At 68.9% G+C, this 20,212-nt stretch carries 20 protein-coding genes; all 20 read left to right on the top strand.

Annotated features, from left to right (window positions below):
• Positions 1-92: 92 nt before the first annotated feature.
• Positions 93-458 (top strand): flagellar protein FlaG, encoded by a 366-nt coding sequence (locus AC1RGU_RS01430; RefSeq protein WP_139700351.1) that lies wholly within the window; start codon positions 93-95, stop codon positions 456-458.
• Between the two features lie 54 nt (positions 459-512).
• The gene (gene fliD / locus AC1RGU_RS01435; RefSeq protein ID WP_492694239.1) at positions 513-1,961 is read left to right on the top strand and encodes a flagellar filament capping protein FliD; all 1,449 of its coding nucleotides are present in this window, start codon (positions 513-515) and stop codon (positions 1,959-1,961) included.
• 14 nt (positions 1,962-1,975) lie between these two features.
• The gene (fliS, locus tag AC1RGU_RS01440) at positions 1,976-2,395 is read left to right on the top strand and encodes a flagellar export chaperone FliS (RefSeq protein ID WP_070061560.1); all 420 of its coding nucleotides are present in this window, start codon (positions 1,976-1,978) and stop codon (positions 2,393-2,395) included.
• Complete coding sequence (locus AC1RGU_RS01445; RefSeq protein WP_223301366.1) at positions 2,395-2,760, top strand: flagellar protein FliT; 366 nt, start codon at positions 2,395-2,397, stop codon at positions 2,758-2,760. Before fliS ends, AC1RGU_RS01445 begins: the two co-directional genes overlap by 1 nt.
• A 31-nt stretch (positions 2,761-2,791) precedes the next feature.
• Positions 2,792-4,021 (top strand): flagellar hook-length control protein FliK, encoded by a 1,230-nt coding sequence (gene fliK, locus AC1RGU_RS01450; protein WP_492696434.1) that lies wholly within the window; start codon positions 2,792-2,794, stop codon positions 4,019-4,021.
• Positions 4,018-4,302, top strand: a complete 285-nt coding sequence (locus tag AC1RGU_RS01455; RefSeq protein WP_062469365.1) for an EscU/YscU/HrcU family type III secretion system export apparatus switch protein — start codon at positions 4,018-4,020, stop codon at positions 4,300-4,302. The genes fliK and AC1RGU_RS01455 overlap by 4 nt, the downstream gene beginning before the upstream one ends.
• A gap of 350 nt (positions 4,303-4,652) precedes the next feature.
• Positions 4,653-5,021: a flagellar transcriptional regulator FlhD gene (gene flhD / locus AC1RGU_RS01460; protein ID WP_370680118.1), complete on the top strand. Its 369-nt coding sequence runs from the start codon at positions 4,653-4,655 to the stop codon at positions 5,019-5,021.
• The gene (flhC, locus tag AC1RGU_RS01465) at positions 5,018-5,608 is read left to right on the top strand and encodes a flagellar transcriptional regulator FlhC (RefSeq protein ID WP_062469371.1); all 591 of its coding nucleotides are present in this window, start codon (positions 5,018-5,020) and stop codon (positions 5,606-5,608) included. The genes flhD and flhC overlap by 4 nt, the downstream gene beginning before the upstream one ends.
• A gap of 62 nt (positions 5,609-5,670) precedes the next feature.
• The gene (gene motA, locus AC1RGU_RS01470; protein WP_070061563.1) at positions 5,671-6,531 is read left to right on the top strand and encodes a flagellar motor stator protein MotA; all 861 of its coding nucleotides are present in this window, start codon (positions 5,671-5,673) and stop codon (positions 6,529-6,531) included.
• A 13-nt stretch (positions 6,532-6,544) separates the two neighbouring features.
• Positions 6,545-7,453: a flagellar motor protein MotB gene (motB, locus tag AC1RGU_RS01475; RefSeq protein WP_062469377.1), complete on the top strand. Its 909-nt coding sequence runs from the start codon at positions 6,545-6,547 to the stop codon at positions 7,451-7,453.
• A gap of 52 nt (positions 7,454-7,505) precedes the next feature.
• Positions 7,506-9,527 (top strand): chemotaxis protein CheA, encoded by a 2,022-nt coding sequence (cheA, locus tag AC1RGU_RS01480; protein ID WP_492694242.1) that lies wholly within the window; start codon positions 7,506-7,508, stop codon positions 9,525-9,527.
• 22 nt (positions 9,528-9,549) lie between these two features.
• Positions 9,550-10,836 carry an EAL and HDOD domain-containing protein gene (locus AC1RGU_RS01485; RefSeq protein WP_492694244.1) on the top strand — a complete coding sequence of 429 codons (1,287 nt, stop codon included), beginning with the start codon at positions 9,550-9,552 and terminating at the stop codon, positions 10,834-10,836.
• Between the two features lie 91 nt (positions 10,837-10,927).
• Positions 10,928-11,755 carry a CheR family methyltransferase gene (locus AC1RGU_RS01490; RefSeq protein ID WP_139704680.1) on the top strand — a complete coding sequence of 276 codons (828 nt, stop codon included), beginning with the start codon at positions 10,928-10,930 and terminating at the stop codon, positions 11,753-11,755.
• On the top strand, positions 11,752-12,345 hold the full coding sequence (gene cheD, locus AC1RGU_RS01495; protein WP_062469392.1) for a chemoreceptor glutamine deamidase CheD: 594 nt from the start codon (positions 11,752-11,754) through the stop codon (positions 12,343-12,345). The genes AC1RGU_RS01490 and cheD overlap by 4 nt, the downstream gene beginning before the upstream one ends.
• A 2-nt stretch (positions 12,346-12,347) precedes the next feature.
• Positions 12,348-13,439, top strand: coding sequence for a protein-glutamate methylesterase/protein-glutamine glutaminase (locus AC1RGU_RS01500; protein ID WP_083259225.1), 1,092 nt, complete (start codon positions 12,348-12,350; stop codon positions 13,437-13,439).
• A 37-nt stretch (positions 13,440-13,476) separates the two neighbouring features.
• Positions 13,477-13,869 (top strand): chemotaxis response regulator CheY, encoded by a 393-nt coding sequence (cheY, locus tag AC1RGU_RS01505; RefSeq protein ID WP_056582361.1) that lies wholly within the window; start codon positions 13,477-13,479, stop codon positions 13,867-13,869.
• Entirely contained in the window at positions 13,866-14,510 is a 645-nt protein-coding gene (gene cheZ, locus AC1RGU_RS01510; RefSeq protein ID WP_492694246.1) for a protein phosphatase CheZ, read from the top strand. The genes cheY and cheZ overlap by 4 nt, the downstream gene beginning before the upstream one ends.
• Positions 14,511-14,644: 134 nt before the next feature.
• Positions 14,645-15,787 (top strand): flagellar biosynthesis protein FlhB, encoded by a 1,143-nt coding sequence (gene flhB, locus AC1RGU_RS01515; RefSeq protein WP_492694248.1) that lies wholly within the window; start codon positions 14,645-14,647, stop codon positions 15,785-15,787.
• Positions 15,784-17,889 carry a flagellar biosynthesis protein FlhA gene (gene flhA, locus AC1RGU_RS01520; RefSeq protein WP_492694250.1) on the top strand — a complete coding sequence of 702 codons (2,106 nt, stop codon included), beginning with the start codon at positions 15,784-15,786 and terminating at the stop codon, positions 17,887-17,889. The genes flhB and flhA overlap by 4 nt, the downstream gene beginning before the upstream one ends.
• Positions 17,886-20,210, top strand: coding sequence for a flagellar biosynthesis GTPase FlhF (gene flhF / locus AC1RGU_RS01525; RefSeq protein ID WP_492694252.1), 2,325 nt, complete (start codon positions 17,886-17,888; stop codon positions 20,208-20,210). The genes flhA and flhF overlap by 4 nt, the downstream gene beginning before the upstream one ends.
• Positions 20,211-20,212: the final 2 nt, after the last annotated feature.

The following is a 20,212-nucleotide window of genomic DNA, read 5'->3' on the forward strand; positions in this document are numbered from 1 at the left end:
GGGGCGACCCGAAGCTGCCTGCGTTGTCCTGTGCGGCCACGCTCGTGGCGAGGCCGCACAGGACAACGAACTCCAGAAGAAGAACGCAGACCATGTCCCAGCCCGTACCCGCCGCCTCCGCCGTGGAAAGCCCCTGGCTGCAGCAACTGCTCGCCGGCCGCACCGGCGGCGCCGCTGCGGCCGCCGCCGAGGCCACCGCACTGCGCAAGGCCGAGGCAGAGGTCGAGGAGGCGACGCCGGTGCAGATCGAGATGGCGGTGAAGTCCGTCAACGCCTCGCTGGAAAGCCGCTCGATCAGCCTGCAGTTCGAGGTCGACCGCGACACCGACAAGCTCATCGTCAAGGTGGTCGACCGCAGCAACGGCGAAGTCATTCGCCAGATTCCGACCGAAGAGGTCGTTCGCATCGCCAAGGTCATGGACCGGCAGGCCGGGCTTCTGGTGAGCCAGCAAGCCTGATCACGACCCGCTCCAGACCTCTTCATTTCATTCGCATTTCAGGACACCCCCGACATGGCATCGATCAGCAGCATCGGCGTTGGCGCCAACCTTGACCTGGGCACATTGCTCACCCAGCTGCAGACCGCGGAGAACCAGCCGCTGGTGGCCCTGAAGGCCAAGCAGACCAGCTACAACAGCAAGCTCTCGGCCTACGGCACGCTGCAAAGCGCGCTCACCGGCATCCAGGCGGCTGCCAAGAAGCTGGGCGACCCGGCGTTGTTCCAGGCCATCACCGGCACGCCGAGCGTGAGCGGCATCATGGCGGCGAGCGGCACCGACCCGCGGTCGGTCGGCACCTATGCCATCGACATCTCGCAGCTCGCGCAGGCGCAGTCGGTCATCGCGAAGGGCCAGGCCAGCACCACCAGCGCGATCGGCAGCGGCAAGATCACCATCGACTTCGGCAAGGTCTCCGGCGGCACGCTGGACCCGGTGACCGGCCAGTACACCGGCGCCACCTTCGACAAGGACGCCACGCGCATTGCCAAGCCGATCACCATCGATGCGACCAACAACACGCTGGGCGGCATCCGCGATGCGATCAACGCGGCCAACGCCGGCGTGTCGGCCACCATCGTGAACGACGGCAGCGGCACGCCCAACCGGCTGGTGCTCACCTCCACGCAGACGGGCGAGGCCTCGGCCATGCGCATCTCGGTGGACGGCGACGCCGCGCTGCAGAACCTGCTGGGCAACGACCCCGCCGGCACGCAGAACCTGAAGCAGACGGCCGCGGCGCAGAACGCCAAGCTCACCGTCAACAACATCGCCGTCACCAGCACGAGCAACTCGGTGACCGACGCCATCCAGGGCACCACGCTCACGCTGGTGCAGACCGGCAAGCTCAGCCTGGTGATGAAGGCCAACACGACGTCGGTGAAGACGGCCATCACCGATTTCGTGAAGGCCTACAACGCGCTGCAGAGCACTGCGAAGTCGCTCACGGCCTTCGACACCGACGCCAAGGCCGCCGCGCCGCTGGTGGGCGACTCGACCCTGCGCAACCTGCAGACGCGCATCCGCCAGGCGCTGGTCGCCCCGCAGGTGGGCGGCCCGAACGACCTGAAGGTGCTCACGTCCATCGGCATCTCGTTCCAGAAGGACGGCACGCTGGCGATCGACAACGACAAGCTCGACAAGGCCATCGACACCAACCTGGAGGGCGTGGCGAAGCTGTTCTCCAGCGGCACCGGCAGCACCGCCGGCTACGGCAAGCAGCTGACGGCGCTGGTCGACGACCTCACCGGCACCAAGGGCGCGCTCAAGGTCGCCACCGACGGCGTGACGAGCTCGCTCAAGCAGCTCGACACCCAGTACACCGCGATGAAGGAGCGCGCCGATGCGACGGTGGAGCGCTATCGCAAGCAGTTCGTGCAGCTGGACGTGGCGATGAACAAGATGAACGGCACGCTGAAATACCTCGCGCAGCAGTTCGATGCGATGAACGCCAACAAGGGCTGAGGACAGGACGCGACATGTACAGCTCTCACCACTCCCGCACCGGCGCCGGCGTCTACGCGCGCGTCGGCGTGGAGACGCGCGCCATGAGCGCGTCGCCGCTGCAACTGATCCACATGCTGTTCGACGGCGCGAAGACCGCCATCGGCGCGGCGCGTCTGCACATGACGGCCGGCGACATCGGCGCCAAGGGGCAGGCGATTTCGAAGGCGATCAACATCGTCGACAACGGCCTGAAGGCCAGCCTCGACGCCGAGGCGGCCGGCGAGGCCGGCGGCGACATCGTCGGCAACCTGTCGTCGCTGTACGACTACGTGGTGCAGCGCCTGCTGCTGGCCAACCTGCGCAACGACGTGCAGGCGCTGGACGAGGCCGACCGCCTGCTCGACCACCTGGCGTCCGCCTGGCGCGAGATCGACGACAGGCCCTCCAACTGATGATGCAGAGCGTGACCTGGGGGCAGGAACAGATGGCCGTGCGCAGCGAGATCGTCCATTGCTACGAGCAACTGGCCGCGTGCATCTCGACGATGCTGGCGCTGGCCCGTGCCAAGGAATGGGGGCAGCTGCCCGAGCTGGAGGCCCGGTGCTCGGCATCGGTCGAGCGCCTGAAGGCGATCCAGCCGCTGGCGTCGCTGGAGCCCGCGCAGCGCGACCTCGTGCTGCGCCTGCTCGAGCGCATCTGCACCGAGCAGGCCGAGCTGTCGGGGCTCATCAAGCCGCAGCTCGACGACCTGATCCGCCGCATGGATTCGCTCAACCACCAGAAGAACCTGGGCAAGGCCTACGGCCTCGCGCACTGACGCGAACCGACAGGACGACACCACCGTGGCCATGCTGGGACTCACCGGACTGATCGACGCACTGAGGGCCGCGCGCCTGACGCCGCCGCTCGACCTGCTCGGCCTGCGGCCCGAGACCACGGTGGGCGCGCCCGGTGCGGCGGTGGCCGTGCCGAAGACCGCGAACGACGTGCGCCTGCCGTCGCGCGCGGCGCTGGACCGGCTGGTGCCCTCGGGCGCATCCGGTGGCGAGGTGGCTGCGCCGCCCGCCGGCGGCGCACCGCCTTCCATCGACACCCGCCTGTCGCTGGCCGCGCGCGTGATCGGCGCGGTGCTGGCCGACCTGCAGGCCGCGCCGGGGCCGGTGCGGGGCGAGGCGCCGTTGCTGCTGCCCGTCGCGCGCCAGGGCACGAACACCGCGGCACTCGCGGGCACGCTGGCGCAGACGGTGGCGGACAGCGGTCTCTTCTACGAATCGCACCTGGCCGAGTTCGCGGCCGGCACGCGCACGCTCGCGCAGATGGCGCGGGAGCCGCAGGCGCGCTGGGCGAGTCCGGTGATGGTGGCGACGACGACGACAGCGGCGGCAGCAGTGCAGGGCGTGGTGGTTGCGGCGACGGCGCTGGCTGCGGTCGATGTCGCGACGCCGCCCGCGCCGAATGCGCCGGTGCAGGCCCCGCAGGTCGACGCGCCGGAAGCCGACATCGCACAAGCAGCGCGTGGGGCTGCGCGCAGCGAGACCGCCGCCGCGCCCGCACCGGATGCGGCGCGCGTGCAGGCGGCCTACGGCCTCTCCGAGGCCCCGTCGGAAATGCCCGCGCCCCGCCTCGCAGAACACGCACGCGCTGCGGTTGACCTCGCCAGCACGCCGGCCCCGCGCAGCGCTGAAGTGATCCACCCGCAAGCCGTCACCGTCGTGCACCAGCAGCTCGACCTGCTGGCCAGCGCCGCCTTCCGCTGGAGCGGCCAGGCCTGGCCCGAGGTGCCGATGGCGTGGACCATCGAGGAAGACCCCGCCAGCTCCAACGCACGCGAAGGCGAACCCGCCGAAGAAGAAGCCGCGCGCCGCTGGTCGACCACCGTGTCGCTCGTGCTGCCGCGCCTGGGCGAAGTCGACCTGCGCCTGAGCCTCAGCGGCCCGACCGTGCAGGCGCAGCTGCAGGCGCGCGAGCACGCCACCGTGGCCCGCCTGCGCGGCGACGCCGGCCGGCTCGCGCAACGCTTCGAGGCTGTCGGGCTTCAGCTGCAGCAGCTGCAGGTCACGGAGAAGGCGGTGGCATGACCGATGACCTTCGCAACCGCCACAGCGCCGTCGTGCTCTCGCATGCGGACACGCGCAAGGCCCCCGTCGTCGTCGCCAAGGGCTATGGCGTGGTGGCCGAATCGATCCTGCGCGAGGCGCGCGCGCACGGGCTCTACGTGCATGCGTCGGCCGATCTCGTGAAGCTGTTGATGCAGATCGACCTCGACCGCCAGATCCCGCCGCAGCTGTACCAGGCGGTCGCGGAAGTGATGGCCTGGATTCACCGGCTGGAAGGCGGCGCCGAGGCTGCGGCGCCTTGATCGGCGGTTGTTCTATGGAAAGTCATTGACCTATTGAAAGACCCTGAATAAAGCCGCCGATTAACACTCGTCGGTGTTCGATAGTCTTTATAAATTCAATTGGTGAGGGGATTGCCAATTGCCGGAATACGCACGCTCGTAACAATTGCTTGCGCTATGTGACCGCGCGCCGGTGCCAGGATTGAAACCGATTCCCCAGAGGGAGGTCTGAAGCCTTCCGTCGGAAACCGCGTCAAAACCCTTTTACTTTTTGCTCTACTTTGTCTTCGAAGTGTAAATAAGTGTGTATATAATGTATACATGTTGGATGGACGTGCGGAGTCGACATGGAATCGGAAATGGAAGTAGACGTGGAAAATTGCAATGTCAACGCAGGTGGCGTGATTTCGAAGGAAATCGGCGAGATCAATCTGGCCTACATGCTGCTCGCGCAGAAGCTCGTGAAGCGGGACCGGGCGGAAGCCATGTTCCGTCTCGGCGTGGGGCGCGAGCTGGCCGATCTGCTCATGAACATGTCGCTCAGCCAGATCGTGAAGCTGGCCGCGTCCAACTTCCTGCTGTGCAGCTTCCGCCTGGACGACCGACCCATGTTCGCGGTGGTCGGCGAGGGCAAGGAGCCCGCGCTGCAGCAGGCCCACATGTCGATCCTGATGAGCGCGCGCCAGGCACAGGCCCAGGCCCAGCCGCAGATGCGCAAAGCAGGTTCGGCCAGCGCATGACTGCCAAGAGCATCCTGGGCGAGGTCCGGCAGGTGCAGCTCGCGGTCGAGCTCATCGGCCTGGGCGCGCGCCTGCAGTTCCTGGAGGCCGTGGTCGCGCTCAGCCGCGAACGCCTGATCCGCCTGTACAAGGAACTCAAGGGCGTCTCGCCGCCCAAGGGCCTGCTGCCGTTCTCCACCGACTGGTACATGACCTGGCTGGCCAACATCCACTCGTCGATGTTCTACAACATCTACCGCTTCATGCGCGACGAGGCCGGCGAGGGCGAACTGCCCGCGCTCATCAAGGCCTACCGCCTGTACACCGAGCAGGTCGAGTCGCAGGGCAGCGAGGTCGTGCTCGACTTCACGCGCGCCGAGACCATGGTGCGTTTCTTCGACAGCGACATGCTGCAGCTGAGCCCGTGCAGCCGCTGCGGCGGCCACTTCGTGGCGCATGCCCACGACCACAAGCACGGCTATGTGTGCGTGCTGTGCCGCCCGCCTTCGCGCGCGGGCAAGGCGCGCAAGCCCAAGCTCGAACCGGTGCGCCGCGGCGGCCTGATTGCCGGCGGCCCGGTGCTCGACATCGGCGGCGCCGTCTCGTGAAAGTGCCCCGGCGCCCGGCGCGGGTTTTTTGTTTTGGACGCCTCAGGGCATAGGGGAAGCGCGTGCTGGTACTGGTGGGATATCTGGTGGTGATCGGCGCCGTCTTCGGCGGCTACGGCCTCATGGGCGGGCATTTCGGCGTGCTGTTCCAGCCCGTGGAGCTGCTCATGATCGGCGGCTCCGCGCTCGGCGCGTTCATCGCGGGCAACAACGGCAAGACCATCAAGGCGACCATCCGGGAGCTGCCGCTCTTGCTGCGTTCCTCGAAGCACAACCGGCAGCTCTACATGGACCTGCTGGCGCTGCTGTACGAGCTGCTCGCCAAGGCCCGCAAGGAAGGCATGATGAAGCTCGAGTCCGACGTGGAAGCGCCGGAGCAAAGCGAAATCTTCGGCCGCTACCCGACCATCCTGGCGCACGAGGGCATCACCGTGTTCCTGTGCGACTACCTGCGCCTGGTCATCAGCGGCAACACCGACGCGCACGAGATCGAGGCCCTCATGGACCACGAGATCGACACCATCCGCCACGAGGCCGCCGTGCCCGGCCACAGCCTCTCGCGCGTGGGCGACGCACTGCCCGCGCTGGGCATCGTCGCGGCCGTGATGGGCGTGGTGCATGCGCTGGGCTCGGCCCACCTGCCGCCGTCGGAAATGGGCGCGCTCATCGCACACGCCATGGTCGGCACCTTCCTGGGCGTGCTGCTGGCTTATGGCTTCGTGTCTCCGCTGGCCTCGCTGATCGAGCAGAAGGTCGAAGAGGGCATGAAGATCTACCAGTGCGCCAAGGTCACGCTGCTGGCCAGCCTGAACGGCTACGCGCCGCAGCTGGCCGTGGAGTTCGGCCGCAAGGTGCTGTTCTCGACCGAGCGCCCCTCGTTCACCGAGCTGGACGACCACGTGCGCGAAGTCAAGGCTCGCTGATTCCCCGACGGCCATGAGCGACGCGAAGCCCCGCATCATCATCAAGCGCGCCCACGGCGGCGGGCACGGCGGCGGCCATGCGGGCGGCGGCTGGAAGATCGCCTACGCCGACTTCATGACGGCCATGATGGCCTTCTTCCTCGTGATGTGGCTGCTGTCGATCTCCAGCCCCAAGCAGCGCGAAGGCATTGCCGAGCACTTTCGCATGCCGCTGCGTGTGGCGCTGGCCGGCGGCGACAAGAGCAGCATGAGCACCAGCATGATTCCCGGCGGCGGCGCCGACGTGATGCACGCCGAAGGCGAGGTGCGCCACACCGAGGCCGACAGCGAAGACGCGGCCGACGCGAGCCGCCTGGCCGAGATGAAGAAGAAGCTCGACGAGCTGATCGAGAAGAGCCCGGTGTTCCAGCAGTTCCGTTCGCAGATCCTCATCGACATCACCACCGAAGGCCTGCGCCTGCAGATCGTCGATAGCGAGAACCGCCCGATGTTCGAGCTGGCCAGCGCCCGCGTGGTGCCGCACATGCGCGCCATTCTTCGCGAGCTGGCGCCGGTGCTCAACGGCCTGCCCAACAAGCTCACGCTGTCGGGCCACACCGACGCCATCGTCTACACCAACGACCGTTCGTACGGCAACTGGGAGCTCTCGGCAGACCGCGCCAACGCCTCGCGCCGCGAACTGGTGACGGGCGGCATGACCGAGGACAAGGTGCTGCGCGTGATCGGCCTGGCCGACAGCATGCACCTGGACCGCGCCGACCCGCGCAACCCCATCAACCGCCGCATCAGCATCATCCTGTTGAACCACCGCACGCAGGAGCGCATCGAGCGCGAGAACAGCAACGACGCCGGCGCCACGCGCATCGGCCTGCCGCCACCGGCCGCGCAGGCGCGCACCGCGGCGGGACACACGGCGGGATAACAAGAACAAGGAAGCGGCTTCGCGCAAGCGCGCGGGCCCCGGAGCACCACAGATGGACCTCAGTCAATTCACCCAGGCCTTCTTCGTCGAAGCCATCGAGCTGCTGGCGGAGATGGAGCAGCTGTTGCTCGACCTCGACGTCGAGGCGCCCGACGGCGAGCAGCTCAATGCCATCTTCCGCGCGGCGCACTCCATCAAGGGCGGCGCGGCCACGTTCGGTTTCACCGCCTTGACCCACACCACGCACGTGCTCGAAACGCTGCTGGACAGGGCCCGCCACGGGCAGCTGCACCTGAGCGCTCCGATGATCGATGCCTTTCTGGAAACGAAGGACGCCTTGCAAGAACAACTCACCGCCTACCAGGCCGGCAAGGAGCCGGACGCCGAGAGGGTCGCCCACATCTGCGGCGTGCTGCAGCAGCTGGCGATGGAGAACAACGCCGCCGCGCCCGTGCCGGCACCCGCGCCCGCACCGGCGCCTGTCGTTCAAGCCGCTGCGCCGGCCGATGAAGGTGGCAGCAGCGACGGCGTGCTCGTCATCCGTTTCGCGCGCCTGTCCGACAGCGAGTGCGAGCTGCTCGCCGGCGAGCTGGCCAACCTCGGCACCGTGCTGACGCGCACGCGCAGCAACGACCAGCTGACCGTGCGGCTGGCCACCACCTGCGACCCCGACGACATCGTGGCCGTGTGCTGCTTCGTCATCGACGAATCGCAGATCGACATCACGCACGAGGCGACGCAAGAAGCGGCGCAGGAGACCGCGCCCTTGGCTGCCATCGCCGAGCCGGTGGTGCCTCCGCCCGCCGCACCGGCCCCCGCACCGGCCGCGGCCGTGCCCGCCGGCGCCAAGGAATCCAGCTCCATCCGCGTCGACGTCGAGAAGGTCGACCAGCTCATCAACCTCGTGGGCGAGCTCGTCATCACGCAGTCGATGCTCACGCAGGCCGCGACCGTGCTCGACCCCGTGGCCTACGAGCGCTTCCTGAGCGGCCTGGGCCACCTGGAGCGCAACGCGCGCGACCTGCAGGAGTCGGTGATGTCCATCCGCATGATGCCGATGGACTACGTGTTCAGCCGCTTCCCGCGCGTGATCCGCGACGTGAGCGCCAAGCTCGGCAAGCAGGTGCGCCTGGACACCTACGGCAAGGAGACCGAGCTCGACAAGGGGCTCATCGAACGCATCGTCGATCCGCTCACGCACCTCGTGCGCAACAGCCTGGACCACGGCATCGAGGCCCCCGAGGTGCGCCTGGCCAAGGGCAAGGACGCCACCGGCCAGCTGCTGCTGTCGGCGCAGCACCACGGCGGCAACATCGTGATCGAGGTGAGCGACGACGGCGCGGGCCTGAACCGCGAGCGCATCCTCGACAAGGCGCGCCAGCAGGGCCTGTCGGTGAACGACGCCATGCCCGACGAAGAGGTGTGGCAGCTGATCTTCGCGCCCGGCTTCTCCACGGCCGAGCAGGTCACCGATATCTCGGGGCGCGGCGTGGGCATGGACGTGGTCAAGCGCAACATCCAGGAGATGGGCGGCCATGTGGAGATTCATTCGCGCGGCGGCCAGGGCACGTCCACGCGCATCGTGCTGCCGCTCACGCTGGCCATCCTCAACGGCATGTCGGTGCGCGTGGGCAGCGAGGCCTACATCCTGCCGCTGAGCTACGTCATCGAGTCGCTGCAGCCGCTGCCCGAGCACCTGCATTCGATCACCGCCGACGGCCACGTGATCCGCGTGCGCGGCGAGTACCTGCCGCTCATCGAACTGCACCGCGTGTTCGACGTGGCCGGCGCGCAGACGCAGCCCACGCAGGGCATCCTGGTGATCGTGCAGGCCGACGACAGCCGCTTCGCGCTGCTGGTCGACGAGCTGCTCGGCCAGCACCAGGTGGTGGTGAAGAACCTGGAAACCAACTACCGCAAGGTGCCGGGCATCTCGGCCGCCACCATCGTGGGCGACGGCAGCGTGGCCTTCATCGTCGACGTGGGCGCCATGCCGCGCATCCAGCGCGCGCAGGCCGCCAGCGCGGCGGCCCTGGCGGGCGCGGCGCGCCGCACCGACGCGCTGGCTTCCTGATCCCGACGCGAGGGACGGCCGCATGAGGTTCGATTTCTTCCGGCGCCCCGGCGTCGACGGCAACGGCGCGCAAGCCGACGCAACGCCCGCCATCACGCCCGCAGTCGGTGCCGACGGCCATGTGGCCTACGCCATGCTGCTCGACGGCAAGCGCCGCGTGGTCGGCTACCGCATGGCCTGGCGCGCGGCGGGGCAGGGTACCGACGCGGGTGCGGCGGCGGGCGTCAAGGCGCTCATGGACACGCTGGGCCTGCACCTGAACCCGGGTGGCCACGGCTGGTTGCTGGGCGGGCAGATGGTGTTCGTCGACGTCACGGTCGATGCGCTGTTCCAGAGCGAGCTGCAGTCGCTGCCGCCGCGCAATGTCGTGCTGTGCATGAAGGCCGACGAGCTGATGGACGCCGACATGCGCTCCATCCTGCTGTTCCTGCGCGAGCAGGGCTTCGGCTTCATGCTGTGCGGCGGCGTCGCGCTGCCGGACGACGACGAGCTGCGCGCCATCGTCACGCACCGCGAGGTGTTGCCCTCCCAGCTGGCGGACGTGTCGCCCGCCGGCCCGGCGCCCATCGCCGCGCGCGTGGCGAACTGGGCCGAGTTCGAGGCCTGCGCCGCGCGCGGCGTGCAAGTGTTCGTCGACGGCGCCGTGCGCCTGCCACCGGCGCGCGACAGCGCCGATGCGCTGCAGCCCGAGTCGCAGCTCATCGTGCACCTGATGCAGATGATCCTGCGCAACGAGGACGTGCGCGCCATCGAGGGCGCGCTCAAGCACGACGCGGCGCTTACCTACCGGCTGCTGCGCTACATCAACTCGCCCTCGGTCGGGCTGGCGGTGGAGATCCACTCGCTGCGCCATGCCGTCGCGATGCTCGGCTATTCGCCGCTGTACCGCTGGCTGTCGCTGCTGCTGGCCACCAGCAACAAGGTCAGCTCGCCCTTCATGATGAAGAAGGCCATCCTGCGCGGGCGTTTCGTCGAGCTGATGGGGCAGGGCATGCTGCCACCCAGTGAGGCCGACAACCTGTTCGTGGCGGGCATGTTCTCGCTGCTCGACCAGCTGCTGGGCGTGCCGATGGAAGGCGTGCTGCGCAAGGTGCAGCTCACCGAGGCGGTGCAGCAGGCGATTTTGTCGCGCAGCGGCGTCTACGGCCCCTTCGTGGCGTTGGCCGAAAGCTGCGAGACCGACGACGGCCGCGCGGCGCGCCTGTCGGAGGCGCTCTTCTTGAGCGCCGCGCAGGTCAATGCCGCGCAGCTGTCGGCGCTGGTGTGGGCGCTCGACGCCGGCCCGGCCGTGACCGCACCGCCTGCCTGACCCCCGGAAATGCAAGGCTTTTGCGCGTCTGATCGGCCGATTGGAAACGGCGGTTTCCGTGACCATTGAAAGTCACGCTTCCAGGCTGGCTGTGACGACCGAGTTCCACTTTACCGACCACGACTTCTCCAGAATCCGGACCCTCATCCACCGCCGCGCCGGCATCGCCCTGGGCGAGCAGAAGCGGCAGATGGTGTACAGCCGGCTGTCGCGGCGCCTGCGCGAGCTGCAGCTGCCGGCGTTCGCGCCGTACCTGGACCAGCTCGAGGCGCGCCACGACGGCGACGAGTGGCAGCTGTTCATCAACGCGCTCACCACCAACCTGACCTCGTTCTTTCGCGAGGCGCACCACTTTCCCACGCTGGCCGACCATGTGCGCAAGCGGCCGGGCCCGGTCACCGTGTGGTGCGCCGCCGCCTCGACGGGCGAGGAGCCGTACTCGATCGCCATCACGCTGATGGAAGCGCTGGGCGAGCGCGCGGGTTCGGCCCGCGTCATCGCCAGCGATATCGACACCGCGGTGCTGGCCAAGGCCGCCACCGGCGTCTTCACCACCGAGCAGGTGCGGCGCCTGTCGCCCGAGCGGCTGCGGCGCTTCTTCAACAAGGGCACCGGCACCAATGCCGGCAAGGTGCGCGTGCGCCCCGAGGTGGCCACGCTGGTGAAGTTCTCGCGCGTCAACCTGCTGGACAGCGCCTGGTCGGTGAAGGAGCCGGTGGACGCGATCTTCTGCCGCAACGTGATGATCTATTTCGACAAGCCGACGCAGAAGAAGGTGCTCGACCGCTTCGCGCCGCTGCTCAAGCCGGGCGGCCTGCTGTTCGCCGGGCATTCCGAGAACGCCTCGCTCGTCAACCCGGCCTTCCGCCCGCTGGGGCAGACGGTGTACGAGCTGTCGCGCACGCCGGGCCTCGCATGAGCCTGGCGAGCCATCACTACTTCGACCGCGATGTCGGGCGCATGGCCGTCAAGCTGTTGCCCTCCGAGTACTACGTGACCACCGACCACACCGTGCTGAGCACCGTGCTCGGCTCCTGCGTGGCCGCCTGCCTGCACGACGCGCAGGCGGGCGTGGCCGGCATGAACCACTTCATGCTGCCCGACGACGGCGAGCCCGGCGGCGGCTCGATGCGCTACGGCGCCTTCGCCATGGACGTGCTGGTGCGCGAGCTGGTGCGCGCGGGTGCGCGGCGCGAGCGGCTGCAGGCCAAGGTGTTCGGCGGCGGCGCGGTGCTGGCCGGCATGACCACGCTCAACATCGGCGACCGCAATGCCGACTTCGTGCTGCGCTACCTGGAGGCGGAACGCATCGAAGTGGCGGCGCAGGACCTGCGCGGCCCGCACGCGCGCCGCGTGTGCTTCCTGCCCGAGAGCGGCAAGGCCGTGGTGCGCCGCCTGCGCGCGCAGACCGAGGTGCTGCGGGTGCGCCGCGACGAAGGCGAGCTGCTGCGCCGGCTGTCGGTGCCCGCCGCGCCGCACGAGATCGACAGAACCAAAGGAAGCCGGTGAGCCTGCCAAGCAAGAAAAAGATCAAGGTGCTCTGCGTCGACGATTCGGCGCTGATCCGCAGCGTGATGAGCGAGATCATCAACAGCCAGAGCGACATGACCGTGGTCGGCACCGCGGCCGACCCGCTGGTGGCGCGCGACCTCATCAAGGTGACGAACCCCGACGTGCTCACGCTCGACGTGGAAATGCCGCGCATGGACGGCCTGGAGTTTCTCGAGAAGCTCATGCGCCTGCGGCCGATGCCGGTGGTCATGGTGTCCTCGCTCACCGAGCGCGGCTCGGAGATCGCGCTGCGCGCGCTGGAGCTGGGCGCCATCGACTTCGTGACCAAGCCGCGCCTGGGCGTGCGCGACGGCCTGCTCAACTACACCGAGCTCATCGCCGGCAAGATCCGCACGGCCGCCAGTGCGCGGCTGCTGCCCGCGCGGCCCGCGGCCACGGCGGCGCGGCCCGCCCACGAGGCCGCGCCCGAGGCGCTGCTGCGCAGCCCGCTGCTGAGCACCGAGAAGCTGCTCATCATCGGCGCCTCCACCGGCGGCACCGAGGCCATCCGCGAGGTGCTGCAGCCGCTGCCGCCCGACGCGCCCGCGGTGCTCATCGCGCAGCACATGCCGGCCGGCTTCACGCGTTCCTTCGCGCAGCGGCTGGACGGCCTGTGCCGCATCCGCGTGAAGGAGGCGGAGCAGGGCGAGCGCGTGCTGCCGGGCCATGCCTATATCGCGCCGGGCGGCTTTCACCTGTCGCTGGCGCGCAGCGGCGCCAACTACGTGGCGCACCTGGACCAGGAACCGCCCGTGAACCGCCACCGGCCGTCGATCGACGTGCTGTTCGATTCGGCCGCGAAGCACGCGGGCAAGAACGCCATCGGGATCATCCTCACCGGCATGGGCAAGGACGGCGCCGAGGGCCTCTTGCGCATGCGGCGCGCGGGCGCGCACACGCTGGCGCAGGACGAGGCCAGCTGCGTGGTCTTCGGCATGCCGCGCGAGGCGGTGGCGCTGGGTGCGGTGGACGAGGTGTCGCCGCTGAACGAGATCAGTCGCCGCGTGATGGCGCACCTTCGTACGTTCGGTGAACGTGCGAACCGGGTATGACGAGTTTGAACAACGACCTGTGGAGCTGGAAAAAATCGTGATCGACAAGAGCATCAAGATCCTGGTGGTGGATGACTTCCCGACCATGCGGCGCATCGTGCGCAACCTGTTGAAGGAGCTGGAGTTCCTCAACGTCGACGAGGCCGAGGACGGCGTGGCCGGCCTGGAGAAGCTGCGCGGCGGCAGCTTCGGCTTCGTGGTGTCCGACTGGAACATGCCCAACATGGACGGCCTGACCATGCTGCAGACCATCCGCGCCGACCCCGAGCTGAAGACGCTGCCGGTGCTGATGGTCACGGCAGAGGCCAAGAAGGAAAACATCGTCGCGGCCGCGCAGGCCGGCGCCAACGGCTACGTGGTGAAGCCCTTCACCGCGGCGACGCTGGAAGAGAAGATCACCAAGATCTTCGAGAAGCTGGCCAAGGCATGAGCCAGGACACCGCCGGCGCGGTGGACGCCACCAACAACACCACCGAAGAACTGCTGGGCCGCATCGGCCACCTCACGCGCCAGCTGCGCGAAGGCCTGCGCGAGCTGGGCCTGGACAAGCAGGTGGCCAAGGCCGCGCAGGCCATCCCCGATGCGCGCGACCGCCTCAACTACGTGGCGGCCACCACCGAGCGCGCGGCGCACCGCGCGCTCAACGCCATCGACGTGGCGCAGCCGCTGCAGGAAGCCCTGGCCACCGACGCCAAGGCCCTGACGCAGCGCTGGGACCAGTGGTTCGAGAACCCGATCGAACTCGACCAGGCGCGCGAGCTCGTGCTGGACACGCGCGGCTACCTGAACGACGTGCCCCAGCGCGCGAGCGCCATCAACACGCAGCTCATGGAGATCCTGATGGCGCAGGACTTCCAGGACCTCACCGGCCAGGTCATCAAGAAGATGATGGAAGTCGTGAACGACGTCGAGACGCAGCTGCTGCAGGTGCTGATCGACAACTCGCCGCCCGAGAAGCGCCACGAGGCCGTGCAGAGCCTGCAGAACGGGCCGCAGGTCAAGCCCGGCAACCCCGACGCCGTGACCGACCAGGCACAGGTCGACGACCTGCTCGAAAGCCTCGGTTTCTGAGCCGCTTGCAGCCTGCTTGATTGGCCGAATTGCAGGGCGATACCGGCCCTGATCGGCAGATTGTTCCGCACCACCGGATCCAATAATTTGGTTCTGGGCAAGGCGTACTTCGCCAGTGCTGGTTCGGAGCATGAATGGCTGAGGAAAGCGATCTCGAGAAAACGGAACCCGCCTCCGAGCGGCGCCTGGAGAAGGCGCGCGAGGAAGGCAACGTGGCCCGTTCGCGCGAGCTCACCACCTTCGTCATGCTCGCCACCGCGAGCGCCGGCCTGTGGCTGGCGGGCGAGTCGCTCGGCGCGAGCCTGAGCGGCGCGCTGCGACGCGGCCTGCAGTTCGAACGCGCCAGCGCCTTCGACCCCGCGCACATGCTCTCGCAGAGCGGGCTCATGGTGCTGCATGCACTCATCGCCATCGGGCCGCTGTTCGCCATGATGGTCGTGGCCGCCGTGGCCGCGCCGCTGATGCTCGGCGGCTGGATGTTCTCCGGCAAGGCCGTTGCACCCAACTTCGGCAAGCTCAATCCCCTGGCCGGCATCGGCCGCATGGTCTCGGCGCAGGCGCTGGCTGAACTCGTGAAGGCGCTGGCCAAGTCGGCGCTCATCGGCGGCGTGGCGTGGTGGGTCATCGTGGACGACATCGAGGCCGTGATGGCGCTCATGTCGCAGCCCGCGCACGAGGCGCTGCCGCACGCGCTCGTGCTGGTGGCCAAGCACTGCGCGCTGATCGCCGCCACGCTCTTTCTCGTCGCGCTCGTCGACGTGCCGTTCCAGCTGTGGAACTACTACCGCAAGCTGCGCATGTCGCGCGAGGACGTGCGCCAGGAGCACAAGGAAAGCGAAGGCGATCCGCACATCAAGGCGCAGATCCGCCGGCAACAGCAGCAGATGGCGCGCCGCCGCATGATGGCCGAGGTGCCCAAGGCCGACATCGTGCTCACCAACCCGACGCACTTCGCCGTCGCGCTGCAGTACCTGGACAGCGACATGCGCGCACCGCGCGTGGTCGCCAAGGGCACCGAGCTGGTGGCCGCGCGCATCCGCGAGATGGCCAAGGAGCACAAGGTCGCGATCCTCGAGGCGCCGCCGCTCACACGCGCGCTCTACCGGCACACGAAGCTGGGCGAGGAGATTCCGGCCGGGCTGTACACCGCCGTGGCCGAGGTGCTGGCCTGGGTGTACCAGCTCAAGCGCTGGAACAGCGAGGGCGGCGAGGCGCCGCGCACGCCGACCGACCTGCCGGTGCCGGCCGACCTGCAGTATTCGCCGGCGGTGGCATGAACGGATTGAACGACCTGATGCGCCTGCCGGCGCGGATCTTCTCCGGTTCGCAGTTCAAGGGCCTGGCGGGCCCGATCCTCATCATCCTCATCCTGAGCATGATGGTGCTGCCGCTGCCGCCCTTCCTGCTCGACCTGCTGTTCACCTTCAACATCGCGCTGTCGGTGATGGTGCTGCTGGTGAGCATGTACACCATGAAGGCGCTGGACTTCGCGGCCTTCCCGGCGGTGCTGCTGTTCTCGACGCTGCTGCGCCTGTCGCTCAACGTGGCCTCCACGCGCGTGGTGCTGATGCACGGCCACACCGGGCCCGACGCGGCCGGCAAGGTGATCGAGGCCTTCGGCCACTTCCTGGTGGGCGGCAACTTCGCGGTGGGCGTGATGGTGTTCATCATCCTCGTGCTCATCAACTTCATGGTGATCACCAAGGGCGCGGGCCGCATCGCCGAGGTGGGCGCGCGCTTCATGCTCGACGCGATGCCGGGCAAGCAGATGGCGATCGACGCCGACCTCAACGCCGGCCTGATCGGCGAAGAGATCGCCCGCAAACGCCGCGCCGAAGTGGCGCAGGAGGCCGACTTCTACGGCTCGATGGACGGCGCCAGCAAGTTCGTGCGCGGCGACGCCATCGCGGGCCTGCTCATCATGGTGATCAACATCATCGGCGGCCTCGTGGTCGGCATGCTGCAGCACGGGCTCGACTTTTCCACGGCCGGCAAGACCTACACGCTGCTGGCCATCGGCGACGGCCTGGTGGCGCAGATTCCGGCGCTGGTGATCTCCACCGCGGCCGGCGTGATCGTGTCGCGCGTGACCACCGACGAGGACGTGGGCAGCCAGCTCACGGGCCAGCTCTTTTCCAACCCGCAGGTGCTGTTCCTCACGGCCGGCATCGTCGGCCTGCTGGGCATGATCCCGGGCATGCCGAACCTGGCTTTCCTGCTCATCGCGGGCGGCCTGGTATGGCTCGGCAAGCGGCTGGTGCAGCGCAAGCCGCAGGTCGCCGCGCAGCAGGCAGCCGCCGCCGCCACGCAGGGGGCGGGCGTGCCGGCCTCGGCCGAGCAGGCCGAAGCCACCTGGGACGACGTGGCCATGGTCGATCCGCTGGGCATGCAGGTCGGCTACCGGCTGATCCCGCTGGTGGACCAGTCGCAGCAGGGCGAGCTGCTGGGCCGCATCAAGAGCATCCGCAAGAAGATCGCGCAGGAGCTGGGCTTTCTCGTGCCGGTGGTCCACATCCGCGACAACCTGGAGATCAAGCCCAACGCCTACGTCATCAGCCTGAAGGACGTGGAGATCGGCCGCGGCGAGGCCTTCCCCAACCAGTGGATGGCGATCAATCCCGGCCAGGTGACGGGCACGCTGACCGGCACACCCACGCGCGACCCGGCCTTCGGCCTGGAGGCCACCTGGATCGACGCCAGCCTGCGCCAGCAGGCACAGGTGTACGGCTACACCGTGGTCGACGCCTGCACCGTGATGGCCACGCACCTGAACCACCTGATCCACACCCACGCGGCCGAGCTGCTGGGCCGCCAGGAGGTGCAGCAGCTGCTCGACCAGATCGCCAAGACCGCGCCCAAGCTCACCGAAGACCTGGTGCCCAAGGTGCTGTCGCTGAGCACGCTGCACAAGGTGCTGCAGAACCTGCTCGACGAAGAGGTTCCGATCCGCGACATGCGCACCATCCTGGACGTGATGGCCGAGCACGCGCCCACGGTGAAAGACCCGACCGAGCTCACCACGCTCACGCGCCTGGCGCTGGGCCGCGCCATCACGCAGCAGCTGTTCCCGGGCGACGAGGAAATGCAGGTGATCGGCCTGGACGGCTCGCTCGACAGCGTGCTGCAGCAGGCCCTGAACAACAGCAGCGGCATCGAGCCGGGCATTGCCGACAACCTGCTCAAGCAGGCGCAGGCCGCCATGGTGCGCCAGGAGCAGATGGGGCTGGCGCCGGTGCTGGTCGTGCAGCACGCGCTGCGCGTGCTGCTGTCGCGCTTTTTGCGGCGCAGCCTGCCGCAGCTCAAGGTGCTCTCGCACGCCGAGATTCCTGACGCCCGGACCATCAAGATCACCGCCGCCATTGGAGGACGAGCCGTTTGAATCCACAGACCGACGTGCGCACCACCGCACGCAAATTCGTCGCCGCCACCGGCCGCGAGGCCCTGCGCCTGGTGCGCGAATCGCTCGGCGCCGAGGCCATCGTGCTCACGCACCGCGCCACCGCGCAAGGCGTCGAAATCGTCGCCATGGCCGAGGGCGATGTGCAGCAGACCGTGCAGGCCGCGGTGCCCGCAGTCGCACCTGCCACGGCCGCATCCGCCGACCCCACCGTGCTCAGCGAACTCCATTCGATGCGCGGCATGATCGAAGAACAGCTCGCCAGCGTGGTCTGGAGCGACAGCCAGCGGCGCGACCCGGTGCGCGGTCGCCTGCTGCGCACGCTGCTCGGCGCCGGCTTCAGCGCGCGCCTGTCGAAGGCCATGCTCGAGAAGCTGCCCACGGGCCAGAGCTACGCCGACGGCATGGCCTTCGTACGCTCCGAGCTCGTGCGCGCGGTGCCGGTGCATGAAGACGAAGACGCGCTGTTCGCGCAGGGCGGCGTCTATGCCTTGATGGGCCCGACCGGCGTCGGCAAGACCACCACCACCGCCAAGCTGGCGGCGCGCTGCGTGATGCGCTTCGGCGCCGACAAGCTCGCGCTCGTCACCACCGACAGCTACCGCATCGGCGCCTACGAGCAGCTGCGCATCTACGGCCAGATCCTCAACGTGCCGGTGCATGCGGTGAAGGACGCGGCCGACCTGCAGCTGGTGCTGCACGACCTGCGCGACCGCCACATGGTGCTCATCGACACCGTCGGCATGAGCCAGCGCGACCGCGCCGTGCCCGAGCAGATCGCGATGCTGGGCAGCAGCAAGCGGCCGGTGAAGCGGCTGCTGCTGCTCAACGCCACCAGCCACGGCGACACGCTCAACGAGGTGGTGCACGCCTACCGCCAGGGCCATGCGCTGGCGGGCTGCATCTTCACCAAGGTCGACGAGGCCACGCACCCGGGCGCGTTGATCGACACCGTGATCCGCCACCGCCTGCCGGTGCACTACATCTCGGGCGGCCAGAAGGTGCCCGAGAACCTGCTGCGCGCCGACCGCGTGCAGCTGGTGGACAGCGTGTTCCAGCCGCGCCAGCACAGCCCGCTCTTCGTGCCGGCCGAAGCCGACCTGCCGGACGAGGCCGCGCCTTCGCCGCAGGCGCAGGGCGAGACCGATCGCCTGCGCCTGCGCTACCAGAGCCTGATCCGCGCGATGGCGCATGACGCGCAGGAACTGGCGACCACGGCCGGCGCGCTGGCCGGTGCACACATCGGCTTCGACGGCGCGCGCACGCTGTGGCGTCAGGCCGGTGACGAGGCCATCGATGCCAAGGCTGTGCTGCACGAGCTGTCGACTTTCGCGCGTGGGGAAGTGGTTTCCGGCTGCGACACCTACGTCCTCGCGCTGGCCGGGCAGGTGGGCCTGCGCGCGACCGACAGTGGCGACGCTTACGTGTGCCACGGCAGCCTGCTGCTGTCGGACCGCAGCGGCCTGCCGCTGGCCGCGCCGAACCAGTGGCTTTCGACCGCTGCGGCCCGCCAGTCGGCGCAGCCGGGATCGCGTCAGGCGCAGTGGCTGCAGCAACAGGATTTCGGCAAGCGCCTCGTGCACGTGCTGGGCAAGCCACCGACGGTCGAGCAGATGCTGGCGTGGCAGGCCGAAGGCTCGCAGTGGCTGGCGCGCGCGCCGGGCGGCACGGCCGTGACGGATGTGCACACCGGCGCCGCGACCACGCTCGCGCGCCTGGCCTTCGCGTTCGACGACACGACCGAGCGGCCCGTGCGCTATCGCGGCAAGGCCGCGCTGCAATGCGAGGCGCAGGTCGAGGTGTTGCCGCGCACCGCCGTCGACCGCGACACCCTGCCCACGCTGCGCTGCGCTGCCGTGCGCGTGGTCGATGCGCGCAGCCGCAAGCTGCTGTCGCACACCTGCGTGCTCACCAACCTGGGCGACGAAGTGGGCGCACCGCAGCTCGCGCAATGGCAGGGCTGGGCCGCCGACGCCGAGCCGTGCTTCCGCCTGCTGCGCGACGGCGTGCAGCTCGTGGGCGGCATGGGCGAGCCCGGCGATCTGCACATGATGAAGCGCCTGCTCGTCGCCGGCCAGGTCACGACCACCGTGTGGCGCCTGCTGCAGGCCGAAGGCGAATGGGCCGACCGCACGCGCCTGCTGCTGGGCCAGCTCACGGGCCGCGCCACGCGCGCCGGCCGCGCGCTGACGGGCGGCGCGCTGTACGCGGGCGTGGGCAAGCTGTTCCTGCTGCTCGATGCGCTGGGCACCGAATCGGCAGCGCCTGCGCAAGCGCCGCGCGCGCTGGAACGCCTGGGCTGAAG

The sequence above is a fragment of the Variovorax sp. GW823-FHT02B07 genome (genome assembly GCF_058797695.1).